Genomic DNA, 19,145 nt, shown 5'->3' with positions numbered 1-19,145 from the left:
ATGGATCGGGTCTTCGTAGAATATTACGAGGAGGAACTGACCCATATCCGCGGACTCGCGGCGGAATTCGCCGACATGCATCCGGCGGTGGCGCGCAATCTTTCGCTGGATACGGTTCCGTGCCCGGATCCGTATGTCGAGCGGCTGCTTGACGGCGTCGCTTTCCTCGCTGCGCGCACCCGGTTGAAAGTCGATGCCGAGCGTTCGCGGTTTTCACGCAGCGTCCTGGATGTCCTCTATCCCGATCTGGTTACGCCGGCGCCGGCAACGGCGATGGCAGTGCTGAAACCCGGCCAGCAGGTCCAGTCGATGATTGCCGGCCATGTCGTCAAGCGGAACACGCGGCTGGTGTCCAGTCTGCAACCCGGCCTGTCGACGCGCTGCACATTCACCACCGCGCAGGAAATGACCCTGTGGCCGATAACCATTACGTCGGTCAGCTATTTCCAGGATCGCAGCGGGTTGGCAGCGGCCGGCATAACACCGATCGGCGGCGTTGGCGGCGAGGCGGCGCTGCGTATCACGCTGGGTCGGGCCGGAAAAGGCAAGCTCGACGAATTGGCGCTTGACCGGCTTGATTTCTATTTTGCCGGGCGCACCAAAGCGCCATTGCTGTTCGACGCGATTTTCGGCGCCTGCTCGGCCGTAGGTGCACGAGCCGAGGGCAAGGCCAATCCGCTAGCGCCTTTGCCAGGCCCCGAAATGGTCGGCATCAGCGACGACGAGGCGTTGATGCCTCGAACCCGTCCGACATTCGAAGGGTACCGTCTGCTGCGCGAATATTTCATGATGCCCGAGCGCTTTCACTACGTGCGGGTTTCAGGACTGCAATCGGTCGTGCGCCGATGCGAGGCCGGGGTCGAGATCATCTTCATGTTCCGGCGTCCGGTACCCGAACTTGCCGATGTGACGCCGGCGGATTTCGAACTTTTTGCGACGCCGATCATCAACCTCTTCGAGCGTGACTGCAACGTCATCGAGCTTGATCCGCGCAGAACGCGGCAAGTGCTGCATGCCGACCGCACGCGGGCGCGGGACTTCGAAATCTATCGGGTGACCCACGTCGAGGACGCCGACGCTGAGGGCCCCGACGCCGAAATTCCGGAGCTCTTCAGTCTGGGGCAAAACCGCAGCAATGGCTGGGTCTATTCCACCGAACGGCGCCCTCGCCGGGCCACCGAAGATGAACGGCGCGATGGGTTGACCCGCACCTCATACACCGGAGACGACGTTTTCCTATCGGTTTCACGGCCGGTCGGAAGCCCGACGAACCGGCCGCTGAAGCGTCTCGACATCATGGCGCTTTGCACCAACCGCGATCTGCCGATCCTCGACGACAACCCTACGTTGACGCTGGAGACAGGCGATCCGGTCGAAACGGTCCGGCTTATCGGTGCGTTGCGCCCGCCCCAGCCGGCTATCCCGGCCGCGCTGCCGGCGGGCGCCGAGGGCGAATCCCGCGCGGACAATCTTGCCTGGCGGCTGGTGGCGCAGCTGGCGCTCAACTTTCTCAGCCTCGCCAAGGAAGGCCGCGGTATCGATCCGCTGCATGCGCTGCTCGATCTTTATGCCGACCGGGGAGATCCGAGCCTCGCCCGCAATGTGCACTCGATCGTTCGCATCGACTCGCGGTCCGTCATCGAACGGCTGCAGATCGATGGGCCGATGTGCTTTGGACGAGGCACGGAAGTGACATTGCATGTGGACCAGTCGGTCCTGGCAGGGCAAAGCACATTGCTGCTTTCAGCCTTGCTTGCACGGCTGTTTGCCCGTCACGCCGGAATAAACGGCTTTGTGCGGACCCGCACGCGGCTGCTGCAGAAGCAGGAGGATGTGCCATGGCCGATGACGCCCGGCAATCGCTACCTGATCTAGACAAATTCGACCTGGACCGGGTCGAAGAGCTGGATGATACGTTCGACTTTTTCGAACTGTTGCGCCGGCTCGAACACAGGGGCGGGCTGTTCGGCTATTCCGGCCATGCGGATCGCGAGCCGGCAAGGCTGGGGCAGCATGTGCGTCTTAGCTTTTCCGCCAAGGACGTGGTTGCGTTCCGCCAAGCGAAGGACAAGACGCCGGCCCGGGTTACCGTTGCAAATCTCGGGCTGATGGGACCGGAAGGCCCGATGCCGCTTCATTTGACACGTTGGGTGCTCGATCGTCTGTCGCAGCGCTGGTTCACCGGCGCTGACGCACGGCAGACCAGCGACACGACGTTCGTGGACTTCGTCAATATTCTCCAGCACCGCATGATCGCCCTGTACTATCGGGCCTGGGCCGACGCGCATCCGGCGGTACAGGTCGAACGTGCGGTCGGCGGCCGGGTAAGAGCCATGCTTGAAGCCATCGCGGGAATCGGACTTCCCGGCACCCACAATCCCGATCTCGACGCCGTGAAGCTTAGCCAGGCGGCGTCGCTCGCCAGCCAGGTCGACGGTCCGGAGCGGCTGACGCTGTTCCTGGCGGAAGCGTTCAAGGTGCCGGTACAGATCAAGGAGTTCGTTGCCGCCTGGATGACCATACCTGCGACGCTCCAGACCCGACTTGCCCAAGCTTACGCAGTGCTGGGTCGCGGGGCGACGATAGGCCCGCGCGTTTTCAGCCGCCAAAGCAGGATCGAACTCCGCGTCGGCCCGCTCGGGTATGAGGAATTCAAGGCGTTCCTGCCGGGCGGTCAACGTCTGAAGATGTTCAAGCAGGCGGTTCGCGACATGGTCGGGGAATCGCTCGACGTCGATCTGCGGATCGTGCTCGCGCGTGAAGCGGTGCCGCCGCCCCGTATTGGAGCGGTACAGCTCGGCCGAACCACCTGGCTTGCGCGGCCCGCTGAAAGGGGCGATGCTGACGACATGCGGCTGCGGACAATTGTCGGATGGCGGCCGGAAATGGCGGAGGTCGCGGCATGAGTCTGCTGCTGACGCTGGAGCACGGACCACGCACCCAGGCGGTACGGCAGACCCGGCTGGACGAGGGTGAACTGGTGATCGGCCGTAGCGCGGACGCGGGCTGGCAGATCGACGATCCCGACATGTTCGTTTCGCGCGCCCATTGCAGGATCACCGGCGGGCGGGATGGATATTTCGTCACCGACACATCAAGCAGCGGCTTGTTCATAAACGACTCCGACAGCCCGCTCGGCGCTGGCACCTCGGTCCGTCTTCAAAACGGCATGCGGCTGAGGCTGGGCGACTACATCGTATGCGTCGATCTGCAGACGCCGGCCGCTCAAGCACCGGCAGCCAGCCAATCGTTCGCGGAACCGTCGCCACAGGCATCACGAGCGCCGGTAAGCATAGGCCGCGATGATTTCTTTTCAGCCGCGGTCGAGGAAGAGCCGCGACGACCGCGCCCCGCCGATCTGCCGAACCCGTTCGAGCAGCCGATTCCAGGAGCGTTCGAGCGCGCCAACCAGCGCAGTTCGCCTGCCTTCGACGACCCGTTCAGTCTCGACCCGGTATCAACGCCCACACCGAATGGCCCTAGCTATTCCGAACCACGTGGTGGGTCGGGCCCCGCAGATCCCTTCAGCCTCGATCCGACGCCTTCCGGTGCAAGCGAGCCGGTTCCAGGCCAGCCCGTTCCAGGAAGGTCATCCGGATTCGATGACGATTTCGGTTTCGGGCCGGCCGCATCGCCCGATTTGAGAAACGGCGCCGGCTCGACCGGTCAACGCCAACACATCGCCGGAAGGCCGCAGTCGGCCAATCCGTGGGATTTGCCTGGCCAGGCGGCAGGTATCCCTTCTCCGCCACGTGCTAGCGCTGCGCCCAAACCCGCCCCCTCCCTGGCAGCGGCGCAACAGGCGAACACGGCGCTTCGCACCGCGTTCTTGCGTGGCATGGGCATTGAGGAAGCCGATTTTCCCGGACGCGACAGCGTCGCGGAAATGGAGAAATTCGGTCGCGAGTACCGGCGCATGATGGAAGGTCTGATGCAGCTGCTGCGCAAGCGAGCCGAGGAAAAGGGAAACGCTCGCGTCGCCCAGACGGTAGTGGGGGCCTCTGAAGTCAATCCGCTCAAGTTTCTGCCGACGGTCGACGACGCCATCGTGACCCTTATCGCGGAGCGCAGCCCCGGATTTCTGGCCGGTGAAGCGGCAATCGCCGACGCGGTCCGCGATCTCGCACAACATCACGTGCGCGCCTGGCGAGGCGTGCAGTCGGCCTTGCGGCGAATGATTGATCGTTTTGACCCGGCAGCGATCGAGGAAGAGCTCAAGTCGAGTTCCGCGATCGGCACCCTGCTTTCGGGCGGGCGCAGCGCCAAGCTGTGGGAGCTATACCAGAAACGTCATCGTGAAATCGCCCAGAGTGCGGAATCGAGCTTCCTCGGCGAAATCGGCGCTGATTTTCGGGACGCATATGAGGAGGAGTGAAACATGATCGATCGCCGTGAATTTATCGTTGCCCTGGGCGCAACCGGGCTGCTTGCGGCTTGCCAGAGCGGTCCGCCAAAACCATCCGCGGTCACCGTCAACCTGACCGGCGCGGCCGGCATGAACCCCGGACCAGGTGGCGGCGACCGGCCCGTGACGGTCCTCGTGATGCGGCTGCGCAGCACCGGTAAATTCAACTCGGCCGATTATTTCGCGCTGCAGGGGGATGCCGGCTCCGCACTCGGAGGCGATCTCATTGGATCCGACCAGATCTCCATCGGACCTGGAAAAACCGCATCCAAAACCATCACGGTCGAGCCGGACGCGGCTGCGCTGGGCTTCGTTGCCCTCGTTCGCGAGCCTGGCGGCCGGACCTGGCGTACAACCAAGTCGGTGTCGCCGGGGTCAAAAGTAACCGTCAACGTCACGCTTGGCAGCGGCGGTATTTCCGCCTAGCGGCCAGGGCAAGGGGTGCTCGATGCAGGAAGTAGCGGCATGAGCGATGCAAACAGGGTGCTGTGGTCCGAAGGCCTGTTTCTCCGGACCCAGCATTTTCAGCAGCAGGATCGCTTTTTCGAGGCGACTGTGCGCGGCGCGTTGCAGGCCGGGCAGCTCCATACGTTCGGCTTTCAGCAGCTGTCGCTGGACCAGGCAATGCTTGATGCCGGCCAGGTCTCCATCCTGTCGGCACGAGGCATCTTTCCGGATGGAACCCCCTTCTCCATCCCTGACCTGATGGACGCGCCACGACCGCTGCCGGTCACCGCCGATACGGGCGCCGGACCGGTGCTGGTCGCCCTGCCGCTCGAGCCTGCCGGCGGTATCGGCTTCGATCCGGCGCACGCCGCATCCACCGGCGCGCGCTATCATGGGCGCATCGTTTCCGTCCGCGACGCCGTCCAGGGCGGTTCGGATCCCGAAGAAATCGAAATCGCCCGTCCGCAGGCGCTGCTGCTTGCACCCGGAAAATCGGTTGGCGGCTACACCGCCCTGCCGATAGCCGACATCAAAGGGGTACGAGCCGACGGCGGCGTCTCCCTGGATGAGACGTTCCTGCCGCCGACACTGGTTACCGGAGCGGTGGCCTGGTACCGGCAGTTGCTTCTGGAAGTTGTCACCGGCCTCGATCAAATCGCCGAGGCGCATGGCAAAATGGTCATGGGCGGGCCAGGGCGCAGCGTCGAAGACCTGTTGATACTCAATCTCGCCAATGCGGCGCGTCCGCGACTGGCCCACATGTTGGCGCAGGATGTTTTCCATCCGGCCGAGCTTTACCTGGAGCTTGCCGGTCTTGCCGGTTCAATGGCGACCTATGGCTCGAGTGCGCGACGGCTGAGCGAATTGCCGGCCTACGATCATATGGCGCCCGGCCCCGCCTATTCGGCGCTGGCGGACGCCTTGCGCTCACTCATCCTGAGCCTGCGTTACATCGAGCCTAAATCACGCGCACTGCCCGTCATGCGGCATTCGACCAATGTCTGGAAAATCCGCATCGACAACCCGAAGCTGCTGGTGGCCAGCCGGATCGTCATCCGGGTCGGCTCCGAGCTGTCGGAAGACGCCTTGCGCAAGATTTTCGTCAACCAGGCGACTGTCGGTTCGGCCGATCAGTTCGAGGGCCTGTGGAAATCCCGTCTACCCGGCATTCCGCTGAAACCGCTTCATTCCCAGCCCCGCGAAATCCCCTACGATGGCGATCGGCTGTGCCTTGAGCTGGATCAGAAAAGCGAGCACTGGGCCTCGCTGCTCGATGCCCCCGGCTTCGTCATCGGCGTGTCGGGTGTACTGCCGAGCGAGCCGCAGGTCGACTGCTATTCGGTAAACAGGTGAGATGATGAGCCGGGATGATCCTTTCGGATTGTCGGAGGATCGCGAACGCACTCGCATACGACTGACCGGCGCGCCGATGCCGCGACCGATGACGCCACTCCTGTCGGGTGTGCCAATCAAACGGTCGCGTACGCATCCGAACACGCTTGTCAACGCATTCGCGCCCCTGCTCGAATTCGCGCCCGAGCTTGAAAGCGCGCTGCCGCCGGAAAACCCGGAAGCGTTGCGCACCCGATTGCTCGATGAGCTGGTTCGGGCACGTGACGCGGCAATGGCGGCGGGGTCGTCTCTGGAGCGCGCGGATCAAGCAGCCTGGGTGGTGGCGGCATTGCTTGATGATCTGGCCCTGAACACGCCATGGGGCGGCGCCAGCGCATGGCCGCGCCAGCCGCTCCTGGTGATGCTTCGAGGCGATGTCGATGCCGGCACGCAGTTCTTCACGCGTCTCGACGAACTGGAGCGCCACCCGAACCGGGATCGCGAGCTGCTCGAACTGCAATATCATTGCCTGGCGCTCGGCTTCCGCGGCAAATATCGTGTTCCGGGCCGGTCGGGCGACCGCTCGATCAATGCCGTTCGCGTTGCTGCGGCGCGCTTTCTGCGCGATGCCGACGCCGACGGCGCGCCGCTGTCGCCGAACTGGAAAGGCGTGATCGCATCCGACGAGCCGCAGCGCTTCATCGTTCCGATCTGGGTGATGGGGCTCGGTGCGGCGGTTATCGCCACAGCAATCTATCTCGGCCTGTCGATGGGACTGAGCAGTCAGGCGGTCGAGCTTTCCACGCTTGTTCGTGCTTTGCCGCCGCCAACGCGCGGCGAAATCAGCCGCACATCGCCACCGGTCGACGCGCCGCCGCCGGAGGCAGTGGATTTCGCGCTGGTGCCGGAGTTTCAGGCCGGAGCGCCGGCCAATCTCAGAGCCGCGCTAAGCGGCACCGAGAGCGTTTCGCTGGCCAGGCTGATCATTCAGGCCTCCAACCCCGAACTGTTCCAGTCGTCGCGGCCGACACTGACGGAAGGCTTCGAACCGCTGATCGGTTCAATCGCCAAAGTGATCCTCGCCAATCAGGAACTGATCGGCAACATCACAGTGGTCGGCCATACCGACAGTGTTCCTTTGCAACGGTCCAATCCGCTTTCCACCAACCAGCGGCTGTCGGAAGCGCGCGCAGCAACCATTGCCGAGATGCTGGTCCAGAACGGTGTGCCGCAGGACCGCATTCGCTTCGAAGGACGGGCAGCTACCGATCCAGTGGCCGACGACAGCACCCGCGCGGGACGGGCCTTGAACCGCCGCGTCGAGATGCTGGTCGAAAAGAGGCTGTGAGATGTTCATCCTGCGCTTCCTCTGGGCGGTCCTGACATCGCGCTGGCTGTGGACGCTGATCGGCATCGCGCTGCTTTCTCTGGTTATCTGGGTGTTCGGCCCGATCGTCAGGGTCGGTGCTTACGAACCCTTCGCCTCGGAAAATGTCCGCATCGTCATCATTGCGCTGCTGGTCATCTTCTGGCTGATCTGGCTGATCGTCGCGCAGCGCCGGGCGATCCGAGCCAACCGCATGTTCGTCGCCGAAATCGCTGCGCCCGTGGTGGAAAAACCGCTGAGTCCCGGCGAAGAGAACGTCGCCGCCGTCGGCGCCAAGTTCGCCGAGGTGATGGCGGAACTGAAGCGCCGCAAACTGGGCGGACGCAAGTTCCTGCGCGAGATGCCCTGGTACGTGATCGTCGGGCCGCCGGCTACCGGCAAGACCACGGCTTTGCGCCAGTCCGGCCTGAACTTTCCCATCGACCTCACCGACGACCTGCAGGGGGTTGGCGGCACCCGCAACTGCGACTGGTTTTTCTCCGAGAACGCAGTTCTGATCGACACGGCGGGCCGCTATGTGCAGCAGGAGAGCCAGCCCGACGTCGATGCAGCGGAATGGCTGGGCTTCCTCGATTTGCTGAAAAAGCATCGCGGCCGCCGGGCGCTCAACGGCGTGATCGTCGCGCTGTCGATCGATGCGCTTTCCGAGGGCGACGAAGCCATCAAGGCACATGGCCGCAAGATCCGTCGGCGCCTGGCAGAGCTCAACGACCGGCTCGAAATCCGCCTTCCGGTCTATCTGATGCTGACCAAGGCCGATCTGATCAAGGGTTTCGAGGCTTTCTTCGGCGGCCTGTCGACGGCCTCGCGCGAGCAGGTGTGGGGGACGACCTTCGCGCTGGATGCGCGTGTCGACGCAAAGACCATAGAGCGGGAAATCGCCACCCTAGCGACGGAACTCGAGAGGCGGCTGGTGCCGCGCCTGGAGGACGAGGACAAACTCGCCGCCCGCGCCGAGATTTTCAGATTTCCCGCCCAGCTCACGAGCTTGTCCGAGCCTATCCAGGTGCTGGTCGAGGCGATGTTCGGCGAAAGCCGCTACGAAGAAGCCGCCTGGCTGCGCGGCCTCTATCTGACGTCGGCGACCCAGGAAGGGGCGCCCATCGACCGGCTGACCGCGGCGCTGTCTTCATCTTTCGGTCTTCCGCCGCGGCGGGCCATGCCGGCGCCGCGCGTTGAAAAACGCAGCTTTTTCCTGAAGAACCTGCTGACCGAGGTCATCTTCAGGGAAGCCGGCCTGGGGACGTTCGATCCGCTGGCGCAGCGCCGCCGCGCCTGGATCTGGCGTGGCGCCGCGGCAGCCTGTGCCGCCGCCGCCCTGTTGGCCGGTGCGATGTTCACCTGGTCCTACTATGACAACCGCAATGCGATCGCAGCGCAGGCGGGCCAGTTCGAAGCGCTGCAGGCGCCGATGACCGCGGCAGCCGCAAGCCCGGCATCGGTGGAGCAGCCCGCTATCGATGGCGCGCTCAATGCGATGGCCGAGGTCGCAAATGCCCGTACGGCACCGCCGAGCAGTGCCCAGGATCTGCTGGGACCGTCGGCCTCGGCGGAGCTGCTGCGGGCGCAGGCCGACACTTACGACCACGCCCTGCGCAACGTCCTCGAGCCGCACATGGTGGCTCTGCTCGAGGCGACCATGTGGCGGCAGATCCGCGATCCGGATTTCATGCTGGGGGCGCTAAAAACCTATCGCATGATGACTGGCCTGTCGCAGATGGACGCCGATTTCGTCCAGAACTGGTGGGTCAACGATTTGCCAGAATTCGCACCGGCGGCGCCCTTTCCGACCGCCGACGCGGAAGAGCACCAGCTTGCCGCGATCCGTCGCATGGCGGTCGACGACAGCTACATCGCCGCGGATCAGGCGCTGGTTGCCGAGGCGCTGAAAACAGTTTGCACGATTTCGCTGCCGGCGCGTGCCTACAGACAGTTGCTGGCCGACCCGGCGGTGGCCGGACTCAAGGAATGGATCCCGGCGAATTTCGCCGGCCCCAACGGCGCCAAGGTTTTTGCACGGCGTTCCGACAAGACGCTGCGCGTCGGCATTTCGGGCGCGTTCACCTATTCCGGCTTCCATGATGCCATTCTCGACCGGATCGAGGATGTCGCCGCCCAGGCGGCGCTGGATCGGGCGGTCTTTGCCGGAGGCTGTTCGGAAAATTCCGAAACCTCCGTTTCGGCGCTGTCGGAGGATATCCTGAAACTCTATTACGAAGATTACATCGCGCAATGGGACAGCATCCTGCGCGATATCAGGCTCGCGCCATTGGCCGACCTGAATATCGCCAGCGAGAACCTCAAGGATCTTTCGAGTGCCGACTCCGCGCTGAAGCGCCTGCTTACGGCGGTCGTTCAGGAGACCGAGCTTACCCGATCCGATGAAGCGCCGGCCGACAACAAGGCAGCAGCCAAGGGCGGCTCGAAACTGCTCAGCAAACTCGGCAAGCTTGGCAAGCTGGCCAAGACAGGGGCAAAACTGCTGCCACGCGCAGGATCTGCCAACGAGGTGGACCTTACCGGCAATCTGGTGGCCGAACACTTCAAGCCGCTCAAGGGCGCGATCGCCGAGGTCGACGGCCAGCCGCCGGCACTCGATGCCGCGGTGGTGGCGCTGACGGCACTTTCGAACGTGCTGCAGACGGTCACGGCCAATCCCGATCCGCAGGACGCCATCAAGAAGCAGGGTGGGCTGGCCGAACTGACGGGAGCGGTCGCCAGGCAGGCGCAGATCCTGCCCGATCCGGTCGACGACTGGCTCGGCGGCATCGCCGGCGACACCAGCGGCCTGACCCAGAAGGCGGTCACCTCGGAGCTTAACGCCATCTGGCGCGCCGACATCCTGCCGTTCTGCCAGGCGGCGCTCAACGACCGCTATCCGTTCAGCCCCGAAAGCGCGGTGGACGTCAATGTCCGCGATTTCGCCCGCCTGTTCGGGCCGGCCGGGATGATCGACGCCTTCATCAACGATCACCTGATCAGCTATGTCGACACCGCCAGCCAGCCATGGAAATGGCGCGCCGATTTCGGCCTCGACGCGGCGGCCCTGGCGGCGTTCGAACAGGCCAGGCGGATCCGTGACGATCTGTTTCCAGGCGGTACCGGGCCGGTGATGAGCTTCACGCTGCAACCGAAGGACCTGTCGCCCAACGTCACGCGCGTGACGCTCAATCTCGATGGCCAGAACCTCGTCTATTACAACAACGCGACGCGGCCGCAACCGATGACCTGGCCCGGCAAGGACGGCACCGGCGTCATCTCGCTCGCCTTCCAGCCGATCGACGGCTCGCCCGAAGTCATGTTGAACGAAACCGGCAGCTGGGCGTGGCTGAGGCTGCTGCGCAGCGGCCGCTTCACCGGCACCTCGTTGTCCGACGTCTACAGCCTGCGACTGGGCACGCAAGGCATGTACGCCGATTTCGAGCTTAAGGCGGCAAGCGTCGAGAACCCCTACAATTTGCAAATGTTCAAGAAATTCTCATGTCCGCCGCAGATATGATCCTGCCTGGCTTTTACGGCAAAATGCCTGCCACCGGCGATTTCGTCACGCGGCGACTGCCGGGGGATTTTGTCCGCGTCTGGGACCGCTGGCTGGCGCAGCACATCGTGCCGCTGATCGGCTCGGAAACCTGGCCGCGCACCAACGCGCTGCGCTTCCTGGCCGGTCCGGCTGCGTTCGGGCCATCGGCAGGCATTATTCTGCAGAGCGCCGACAGAGTTGGCAGACAGTTTCCGCTGAGTGTCGTCGCGCAACTCTCCGAGGCTCCCTTCCAGTTGGCTCGTGCGGAAGCATGGTTGTCCGGAATCGAAGAGGCCGCCATCGCTGCACAACATGGCGAGCTGACCCCCGACGAGCTGGATGCAGTGCTGGCCGGGCTGCCGGTGCCGCCCGTAGAGCCGGGCAGTGAGATAATTACCGACCTGGTGATGTGGACCGCGCACTCCGACATTTTCGATATTGATCCGCACGCTCCGCAAGCGACGCTGGAGCAAATCCTCGCCGCCAGCTGGGAGACCAGCTGATGCAGATCTGGAACCAGATGGGGTATCCGCACGAGTTCACCATGGGCATGGACAAGGCCGGTCATGAGTGGATCGTCGTCGTGGTCAAAGGCACGTTCGACTTTCCCGCGACGCCCGGCGGACCGGTGCAGAAATCAGCGGAGCAGGTACCGCTGGTCATGGCCGACACACAGACCGGTGAACCCGGCTATTCCGCCACACTGTGGGAAACCGATTTTGCCTTCCGCAAACCGCGCTGCGACGTCATCGCCAATGGCTGTGCTTACGCACCAAACGGCAGACCAGCCGAGCGCGTGCCGGTCGGCATCAAGGTCGGCAATTGGTCGAAACTGTTCGAGGTCGTCGGCCACCGCGAATGGCGCGCCATCGGGCCAATGTTTACCACCACGGCGCCACAGCCTTTCCTGCGCCTGCCGATCTCCTATGACGTCGCCTGGGGCGGCGTCGACAAGCTGGATCCGGAGGACAAGCTGCCGGGAAGTTACAAATACAACCCGGTCGGCACCGGCTGGTCGCGCACCAGGAACCAGCGCCTCATCCCCGGCCTGCGGCTACCGAACACGCAAGCTGTCGGCGAAGACATCCGCTCACCCTTCGGCGACTACAAGCCGATGAGCTTTGGCCCGATCGGCCGCGGCTGGCCGGGCCGCATCGAATACGGCGGCACCTATGACCAGAACTGGATCGACAACGTCTTCCCTTTCCTGCCCCACGATTTCGACGAGCGCTACTTCCAGATGGCGCCGCCCGACCAGCAGATCGATCATCCAAGGGGCGGCGAGGACGTGCAGCTGATCAATCTGACGCCGATGGGCAAGGAGGTTTTCCGCCTGCCGGCGACGGCGTTGCAGATGACCTTGTTCAAGGAGCAGGACAAGGTGTTCGACGGTGAACTGTCTCCGGACACGATCCTGTTCGATCCAGAAAATCGACGATTCTCGCTGGTTTGGCGGTTGCAGCAGCGGCTCAAGCGCACGATCCTCGATTTTTCGGAATGCTGGATCGGGCCGCCGACGCAATCGATGCTGCGCGCACGAGCGACCGGGCGAACCTATGTCCGCGCAAACGGTGCTGACGCGGAAGAAGAAATCGAGGAGGCATGACACTCGAGCTCGACATCGTCTCGATCGGCATGGTGACCGCGGTCGGTCTCGACGCCCCCTCGGCATGCGGCGCGATGCGCGCCAAGCTCGACGGCTTCCAGGAAACCCGCTTCGTCGGCCCCGGCGGCGGCTGGCTGGTCGGCGCCCCGGTGCCGCTGCCGCGCAAGTTCACAGGAGAGAAGCGGCTGGCCCACATGGCTGCCGCGGCCATCCTCGAGGCCTTCGAGCCCGTTCCCGAGGCACATGGCACTGCAGCGCTCATCCTCTGCCTCGCCGAAGAAGACCGGCCCGGCCGCCTCGCCCCGGAAGCCCCACGCCTCGCGGCGCGCATCGCCGAGATCACCGGCATCGCCTCGCCGTACCGAACGCGAATCGTCGCCCACGGCCGGCCCTCCGGCCACGTCGCACTCGACCAGGCCCGTCGGCTGCTGGCCGACCGCAGCGTGCCTTACGTGATGATCTGCGGCGTCGACAGCTACCTGGCGGGACTGACGATCGACCACTATCTGGCCGAACGCCGCCTGCTCACCCCAGACAACCCCAATGGTTTCATCCCCGGCGAAGCCGCCGCTGCTATCCTCTGCACCCGACCAGGCAGCGGCGCCATGCGCCTCCTCGGCCTCGGCCTAGCCCGCGAGCCGGCCTATGTCTACAACCCTGCCGATCTTCCTCTCCGCGGCAACGGCATGACCGCAGCCTACCGCATGGCTCTGGACGCCTCGGGGATGCACATGCGCGATGTCGGTTACCGGATTTCGGATCTGATCGGCGAGAGCTATTTCTTCAAGCAGGCAGCGATTGCCTCGCTGCGACTCGTCCGAGGCCATCATGGTTTCCAAGACTTCTGGAGCCCGGCTGAAAGTCTTGGGAATGTCGGAGCCGCTGTCGTGCCGATCACGGTTGGCATGGCCATCACCGCTGCCATGAAAGGCTACGACCGAGGCGATCCGGTGCTGATCGAGTCTTCGGGCGACGACGGTGCCTGCGGTGCGATGCTGTTGACCGCGGGCCGGATGCCGCGGAAGCGGGTCGCCGCATGACCGTGTTCGCGAATGGGCTCGAGATCGCTTGCAAGGCGCAGACCAATCAGGTGATCGCGGCTTTTCCGGATGTCTGCTTCACGCCGCCGCAGACGCCGGCCACGCCGCCCGGCGTGCCGATTCCCTACCCAAGCTTCGGCATGGATACCGACACGGACAAAGGGACGAGCACAGTCAAGATCGGCGGCAAGACCGTCACGCAGAAGAACCAGTCCTACTACACCAAGACCATGGGGACCGAGGCGGGGTGTGCGCCGAAAAAGGGCGTCGTCAGCTCGCAAAACACCGGCAAGGAGTACGCCGAAGCTTGGTCCGGCAACGTTAAGATGGACGGAGAGCCGATCAGCCGGTTTAGCGACATCTCAACGAATAACCATGCCTCGCCGGTCGGCAATGCGCCGCCCTGGCCGAAGATCGCGGCCGCCGACCTGAAACGCGGCCAGGACGCGGACTGCCTCGTCGGTTCCTATGATGACATCGCCGCTGCCTGCGCGAACGCGAAGCCTCCCGGCGAGGCGCATCATATCGTTCCGGACAAGGCCTACCGCACGGGCACGCGCGACCAGGCGATCGCCGCCGGGGCGGCTGGCGCCTCGACCATCACGCGGACCTTCGGCAGGCAGAAGCGGAACATCGACGAGCGCGTGAAGAACGCGCCGTCGATCGGTAAAGGCGTCTGCATCTGTGTCAGCAAGTCGGCGCACAAAAAGACCCACAAGAAGGAGCGGGCAGCGCTCAAGAAGCTCGGGCAGAAGGTACCGCCTAATCTGCGTGGCGGGGCCAAGAAGACGCATATTGAGGCCATGAAAAAGAACGGCACCTGGAACACCGCGAAGCTCGGTGACATTATCGCTGAGTCGAAGAAGACGATCAGCGACCTCAAGCAGGATAAGAACGGCAATCCAACGGTCGCGTGCATCGCGAAGGCGAAGGCCGCGGTAACCAGGCAGACCGCAAACATTGGGCCGAACCAGGTCGGCCGCACGTCAGGTACACTTCCGAACAAGGCGGGGGCGAGCAAAATGCTGAACACGACAATATCATGAGCAACTATGACATCTGGGCGGCCTGTGCGCTGTCCGTCGACGGCTTCGCGATTTCGACCGGCCTGCTCGAGGACGGGCCGCAGTTCAGCAGGCTTACGCTCCACCGAGCGCCGGGCATGCCTGAATGGAACTATTTGCATTTCGAATCGACGCTCGTGTGGCTGACGAGGCTCGACGGCTGGCGTCACGGGGCCTTGCTCGCGGCCCTCGGCATCGACGGCGATGTCAGCTTCGTCGGCCAGCAATTTGCCAGCGAGCAGATTCCGGAGGCGGGCGCCGGCGACGACGAAGAGGGCCGTGGCTCGATGAGCCAAATTCGGCAATTGGGCGACGAATTGATTGCCTGCGGATACGGCTCGCAAGTCTATGTGCGCGACACACGGGACGCGTGGACAATAATAGCCGACTCGGATGACGAGGCTTTGGGCGACAACGCATTCGAGGCCCTGGCGCGAAACGCGAATGGGGAGTGGGCGGCATGCGGCAACACCGCCGCTGCCTTCCGTGAGCCGACCGCCGCCGAGCAAGCCGAACTCGACCGGATCGCAGAGACAGGCACGATGCCACAATACCTTGCCGCGAAAGAGCGCTTCGAGACCCAGTTGGCAGGCGAAATCGGCTGCCTGTACGTGCGGAATAAACGCCGCTGGACAGGCGTGGACCTACCCGGCAACACCTATCTTGAGGATGTCATCGTGCTAGAGGACGGTCGCTTTCTGGCGGCGGGCGGCGGTGGTCTGATCGTCGCAGGCCGGGATCCCGATGGCTTCGAGGATTTCTCGCAGCCGGGCTTCGCCGAGAATTACTATTCTATCTGCCTGGTCGGTGGCCGGCCCCACCTTCTGGGCGATACGGTGATCCATGTCCTCGGCAAGGATTTGCAGTTGGAAGAGGAGATTGGCTTGCCGGACGAACTGCAGAGCCCGTTGCTCATTGATGTCGCGGATGGCGTGCTCTGGTATTTCGATCACAAGGGGGTCGCCAAACGGCAGCAAAACGCCTGGGTCATCATGGACCTGCCGGACGAGGTATGGGAAGAAGTGCGCCACGACGGATAAGCGGGCGCGCCAGCTTGCTTAACGATCTACACCCCGTTCGCCCCGAGATATTCTCTGACCGTTTCAAGGTCCAGCTCTCTGACCGGGATCGGGCGCTTCGCCTCGAGCATGCGCACGACGAACAGCTCGCCCGCTTCGGGGTATTCGGCGAACCGTTCCTGGGCGATCCGCTTGCCGTCCGGTCCCGCCACCCACAGCCCGTCCAAATGCGCCTCCAGCCGCTCGACCAGCCGCGCGAGCCGCTCAGCGTCCATGTCAGGATTCTCGTCCGGGTGCAGCAGGTGCCGGTCGTAGACTGTCCATAGGAACGCCGCCATCTCCGCGTGCTGGCGCACGATTTTCGGAAGGACGGGTGCGCGCGGCATCAGTTGAGGTTGACCGAGCCACCGCGGATTCGATTTGCCGCACTGGCATGGCTGGTGACATATGTGCCGCGAATGGTGATATGACCGTCCTTTTCCAGGATGATGGTCGCTTTGCCGCAGCGGAGTTCGACGCGTTCCTCGCCATCGATCCGCACCTGGCGCCCGTCACTGGACGCCCGCGGCCGCGGGTCGCGGGTCGGATCGACAATGCGTCCGACGATCAGCGGACGTAGTGGATCCCCCTCCTCGAACAGCAGTGCCACTTCGGAGGCGATCGCGTCCGGACCCAGCGCGACGAGGCTCTTCGCCTTGAGCGCGGTCTCCTTTGGATTGCCTGCGAATACGACCAGCGGCGTGGCCCCCTCGAAGCCCAACAGAACGCCGATAACGACACCCTCGATCCGCGATTTCAACGCAACCATTTCGAACCTCAATTCTGCAGGATGTTGCTGCCCTTCATGACGATATCGCTCGAAGCGTCGACATTGATCTTTCCCGAACCTTTGACCGTAATGTCCTTTCCCTTGATGGTGATTGTTCCATCCTTCTTCATAAGGATCTCGGCACTACCGGTCTTGATCGTTATCGAGTCCTTGGCTTCGATGGTCAGGTTCTTGCCGACCACCATCCCCGCATCCTCGCCGACTTGGGTAAGGCTCTTCTTGCCGATCTTGAGTTCATGCGCGCCACCGACCTGGGTCGAGTTGTCCTCGCCCACCTTGACGATCCACGTCTTCGCGATCTCCGAATTCTGCGCGCCGCCTATCTTGACGCCCTGATCCGCGGCGATTTGCACACTCTGGCTGGCACCGATGTTCCAACTGTCATCCGCGCCGATATCGTGACTCTGCCCCGCCCCCACCGTAACAGACCGCGAAGCCCCAATCGTATTCGACTGCACAGCCCCGACGCTCCTCGTCTCAGAGGCACCCACCGTATCGACGCGCGCGGCGCCCACCGTGACGGTCTGGACGATCGCCACCGTCTGCGTGTGGTTGGCGCCGATCGTCTCCGTCGAGTTTGACCCAATGTTGATCGTCTCATTCGATCCCACCGTCAGCGAGCGATCCACCCCCACCGTCTCGGTATCATTGTTGCCGATATCCGTTGTCTGGTCGACGCCGACCTTGACCGTCTTGTTGTTGCCGACGTCCTCGTCGAGATTGTGGCCGACCGAGTGTTTGGCGTCGTGGTCGATGCGGTCGGACTGGTCGTGCTGCACCAGCTTGGTGCGGTCGTTCTTGACCAGAAGGTTGTGGTCCTTCTGCGCCTGGAAATTGACCAGTTCGGAGCCGGCCTTGTCCTCGAACATCAGTTCGTTGTAACCGCCGCCGCCTTTCGAGGAGTCGGATTTCCAGCCGGATTGCGTGGCGCTGCCCGGCAGTCCGTAGGGCGGCATCTGCGAGGCGTTGTAGACGCGGCCGGTGATGATCGGCAGATCCGGGTCGCCTTCGATGAAGTCGACGATCACCTCCTGGCCGATGCGCGGTATCTGGATGAAACCCCAGCCGCTGCCGGCCCAGGTCTGCGACACGCGCACGAAGCAGGAGCTGTTCTGGTCCTTCTTGCCCAGACGGTCCCAGTGGAACTGGACCTTCACCCGAGCATATTTGTCGGTGAATATTTCTTCGCCGGATGGGCCGACCACCGTCGCCGTCTGCGGGCCGCGCATAATCGGCCGTGTCGTGACCCGCGGCGGACGATAGGGCAAGGCAGTCGGCGCCACGCCGAGGATCACCTTGAAGTTCTCGCTTTCGACGTCGGCATGGGCTCTGTAGCCGGGATCGAACAGCCTGTATTCGGCGCTGACCACCAGATATTCCTGGTTCTGGTCTTCTCTTGGGAAGCCGTCCAGCTTGAACGTACAGCCCGAATACAGGCCGCGCACGGTGCCGACTGCAGCGATGCGCTGGTGCACGGCCTGGATTTCCTCGCGCCGGATCGCGGCCAGGCTGTCGCCGCGGCCGACGTCGAGATGCGCGCCAGGCTGACGGTAATTCTCGCCCGCCGCCAGCTTGTGACTGAACGGCTGGGCGGATTTGGCCATCAGATCGGCGCCCGGCTTCTTGAAATCATAGTCGGTATGGACATAGGCGCCCGGCCGTACCGAGCTGCCGAGGATCCATTCCGTGATGTATTCGACATCGCGCCGGGAGCCCTGCCCTTCAAAGTGATAAGGCACCTTTTCATACCCCGGCGCCGGCTTCAGCTTGCTCATTGCGTCTGCAAGGACAAGCGTGTGCTTGCCCTCGTCATGCTCGAAAAAGTACAGGATGCCTTCGTGCTCGAGCAGCCGCTGCACGAAATCGAGATCGGTCTCGTCATACTGGACGCAGTACTCGCGCGGCGGATAAGACCCTTGCAAGCGCTTCTCGAATTTTGCCGTGCTGTATTTCGAGAAAACCTCCTCGACGATTTCGATGACGCTCATGTTCTGGAAAATACGGCAGTCGGTCGTATTGCCGAGAAACCAGAGCCATGGCCTGACGACTGCTTCGTAGTAAGCCAGACGGTCCTCGATCCGGGTCAGCCGAAACTCGGACACAAGGCCGCTGAACCAGCGTTTCGGATCGGATTCACCTTCGATCGAAACAGGACCGCCCAGCATCTTCAGCGGATCGATGTCGGGGCTGCTGCTCACAAACCCGACCGTATAGGCCAAACAACGGCTGATCTCATCGCGCCCGACAAGATGCGTGAAGGTCAACAGGTCAGCGCCAACCGGCGTCTGCACAACCGTAGCACGTTCGTTCGGCATGGGTCGTGCCCCCTCCCGCCGCTCGTTTCTGCCTGAGCCTAGCACATGTCTTGCAGCGACCAAAGGGGACCCTTGGTGACTGCAGCCTGGTCGCCTGTTGAATCATCGACTTGAACGCTTCTGTGCCGCCGCGCTCAGAAATTGCTGGTATAATGGGGTGTCCTGGGTGAGTTTCCCGACA

General features: G+C 63.4%; 15 protein-coding genes. 12 read left to right on the top strand and 3 right to left on the bottom strand.

Annotation, left to right across the window (positions count from 1 at the left end; genetic code table 11):
• Genes tssF through BQ8482_RS21860 form a run of 12 tightly spaced genes read left to right on the top strand, consistent with a single transcriptional unit; the run spans window position 1 to window position 15,841 of the window.
• The gene (tssF, locus tag BQ8482_RS21915; RefSeq protein WP_123149509.1) at window positions 1–1,875 is read left to right on the top strand and encodes a type VI secretion system baseplate subunit TssF; all 1,875 of its coding nucleotides are present in this window, start codon (window positions 1–3) and stop codon (window positions 1,873–1,875) included.
• Window positions 1,839–2,906, top strand: coding sequence for a type VI secretion system baseplate subunit TssG (tssG, locus tag BQ8482_RS21910; RefSeq protein ID WP_123149508.1), 1,068 nt, complete (start codon window positions 1,839–1,841; stop codon window positions 2,904–2,906). The genes tssF and tssG overlap by 37 nt, the downstream gene beginning before the upstream one ends.
• Window positions 2,903–4,375: a type VI secretion system-associated FHA domain protein TagH gene (tagH, locus tag BQ8482_RS21905; protein WP_123149554.1), complete on the top strand. Its 1,473-nt coding sequence runs from the start codon at window positions 2,903–2,905 to the stop codon at window positions 4,373–4,375. Before tssG ends, tagH begins: the two co-directional genes overlap by 4 nt.
• A gap of 3 nt (window positions 4,376–4,378) precedes the next feature.
• Window positions 4,379–4,831: a type VI secretion system lipoprotein TssJ gene (tssJ, locus tag BQ8482_RS21900; RefSeq protein WP_123149507.1), complete on the top strand. Its 453-nt coding sequence runs from the start codon at window positions 4,379–4,381 to the stop codon at window positions 4,829–4,831.
• Between the two features lie 39 nt (window positions 4,832–4,870).
• Complete coding sequence (gene tssK, locus BQ8482_RS21895; protein ID WP_123149553.1) at window positions 4,871–6,205, top strand: type VI secretion system baseplate subunit TssK; 1,335 nt, start codon at window positions 4,871–4,873, stop codon at window positions 6,203–6,205.
• Window positions 6,206–6,209: 4 nt separating this feature from the next.
• Window positions 6,210–7,532 carry a type IVB secretion system protein IcmH/DotU gene (icmH, locus tag BQ8482_RS21890; protein ID WP_123149552.1) on the top strand — a complete coding sequence of 441 codons (1,323 nt, stop codon included), beginning with the start codon at window positions 6,210–6,212 and terminating at the stop codon, window positions 7,530–7,532.
• Between the two features lies 1 nt (window position 7,533).
• Window positions 7,534–11,070 (top strand): type VI secretion system membrane subunit TssM, encoded by a 3,537-nt coding sequence (tssM, locus tag BQ8482_RS21885; protein WP_123149506.1) that lies wholly within the window; start codon window positions 7,534–7,536, stop codon window positions 11,068–11,070.
• Complete coding sequence (gene tagF / locus BQ8482_RS21880; RefSeq protein ID WP_244602927.1) at window positions 11,052–11,594, top strand: type VI secretion system-associated protein TagF; 543 nt, start codon at window positions 11,052–11,054, stop codon at window positions 11,592–11,594. The genes tssM and tagF overlap by 19 nt, the downstream gene beginning before the upstream one ends.
• Window positions 11,594–12,697, top strand: coding sequence for a DUF2169 family type VI secretion system accessory protein (locus tag BQ8482_RS21875; protein ID WP_123149504.1), 1,104 nt, complete (start codon window positions 11,594–11,596; stop codon window positions 12,695–12,697). Before tagF ends, BQ8482_RS21875 begins: the two co-directional genes overlap by 1 nt.
• A complete protein-coding gene (locus tag BQ8482_RS21870) occupies window positions 12,694–13,737 on the top strand; it encodes a 3-oxoacyl-ACP synthase (RefSeq protein ID WP_123149503.1) in 1,044 nt (347 codons plus the stop codon). Before BQ8482_RS21875 ends, BQ8482_RS21870 begins: the two co-directional genes overlap by 4 nt.
• A complete protein-coding gene (locus BQ8482_RS21865) occupies window positions 13,734–14,783 on the top strand; it encodes a DUF4150 domain-containing protein (RefSeq protein ID WP_123149502.1) in 1,050 nt (349 codons plus the stop codon). Before BQ8482_RS21870 ends, BQ8482_RS21865 begins: the two co-directional genes overlap by 4 nt.
• Window positions 14,780–15,841 (top strand): hypothetical protein, encoded by a 1,062-nt coding sequence (locus BQ8482_RS21860; protein WP_123149501.1) that lies wholly within the window; start codon window positions 14,780–14,782, stop codon window positions 15,839–15,841. Before BQ8482_RS21865 ends, BQ8482_RS21860 begins: the two co-directional genes overlap by 4 nt.
• Before the next feature lie 26 nt (window positions 15,842–15,867).
• Here the strand turns inward: BQ8482_RS21860 and BQ8482_RS21855 are convergent, their stop codons facing one another.
• From BQ8482_RS21855 to BQ8482_RS21845, 3 genes are read right to left on the bottom strand one after another with little or no spacing between them, the layout of a single operon-like run.
• Complete coding sequence (locus BQ8482_RS21855; RefSeq protein ID WP_123149500.1) at window positions 15,868–16,206, bottom strand: hypothetical protein; 339 nt, start codon at window positions 16,204–16,206, stop codon at window positions 15,868–15,870.
• The gene (locus tag BQ8482_RS21850) at window positions 16,206–16,628 is read right to left on the bottom strand and encodes a DUF6484 domain-containing protein (protein WP_123149499.1); all 423 of its coding nucleotides are present in this window, start codon (window positions 16,626–16,628) and stop codon (window positions 16,206–16,208) included. Before BQ8482_RS21850 ends, BQ8482_RS21855 begins: the two co-directional genes overlap by 1 nt.
• Window positions 16,629–16,636: 8 nt before the next feature.
• Complete coding sequence (locus BQ8482_RS21845) at window positions 16,637–18,964, bottom strand: type VI secretion system Vgr family protein (RefSeq protein ID WP_123149498.1); 2,328 nt, start codon at window positions 18,962–18,964, stop codon at window positions 16,637–16,639.
• Between the last annotated feature and the right edge of the window lie 181 nt (window positions 18,965–19,145).

This window comes from Mesorhizobium delmotii, from assembly GCF_900149755.1.
GTDB lineage: Bacteria > Pseudomonadota > Alphaproteobacteria > Rhizobiales > Rhizobiaceae > Mesorhizobium > Mesorhizobium delmotii.
The sequence above is the reverse complement of the archived record's forward strand: the minus strand, read 5'-3'. Positions and strand labels throughout refer to the sequence as shown.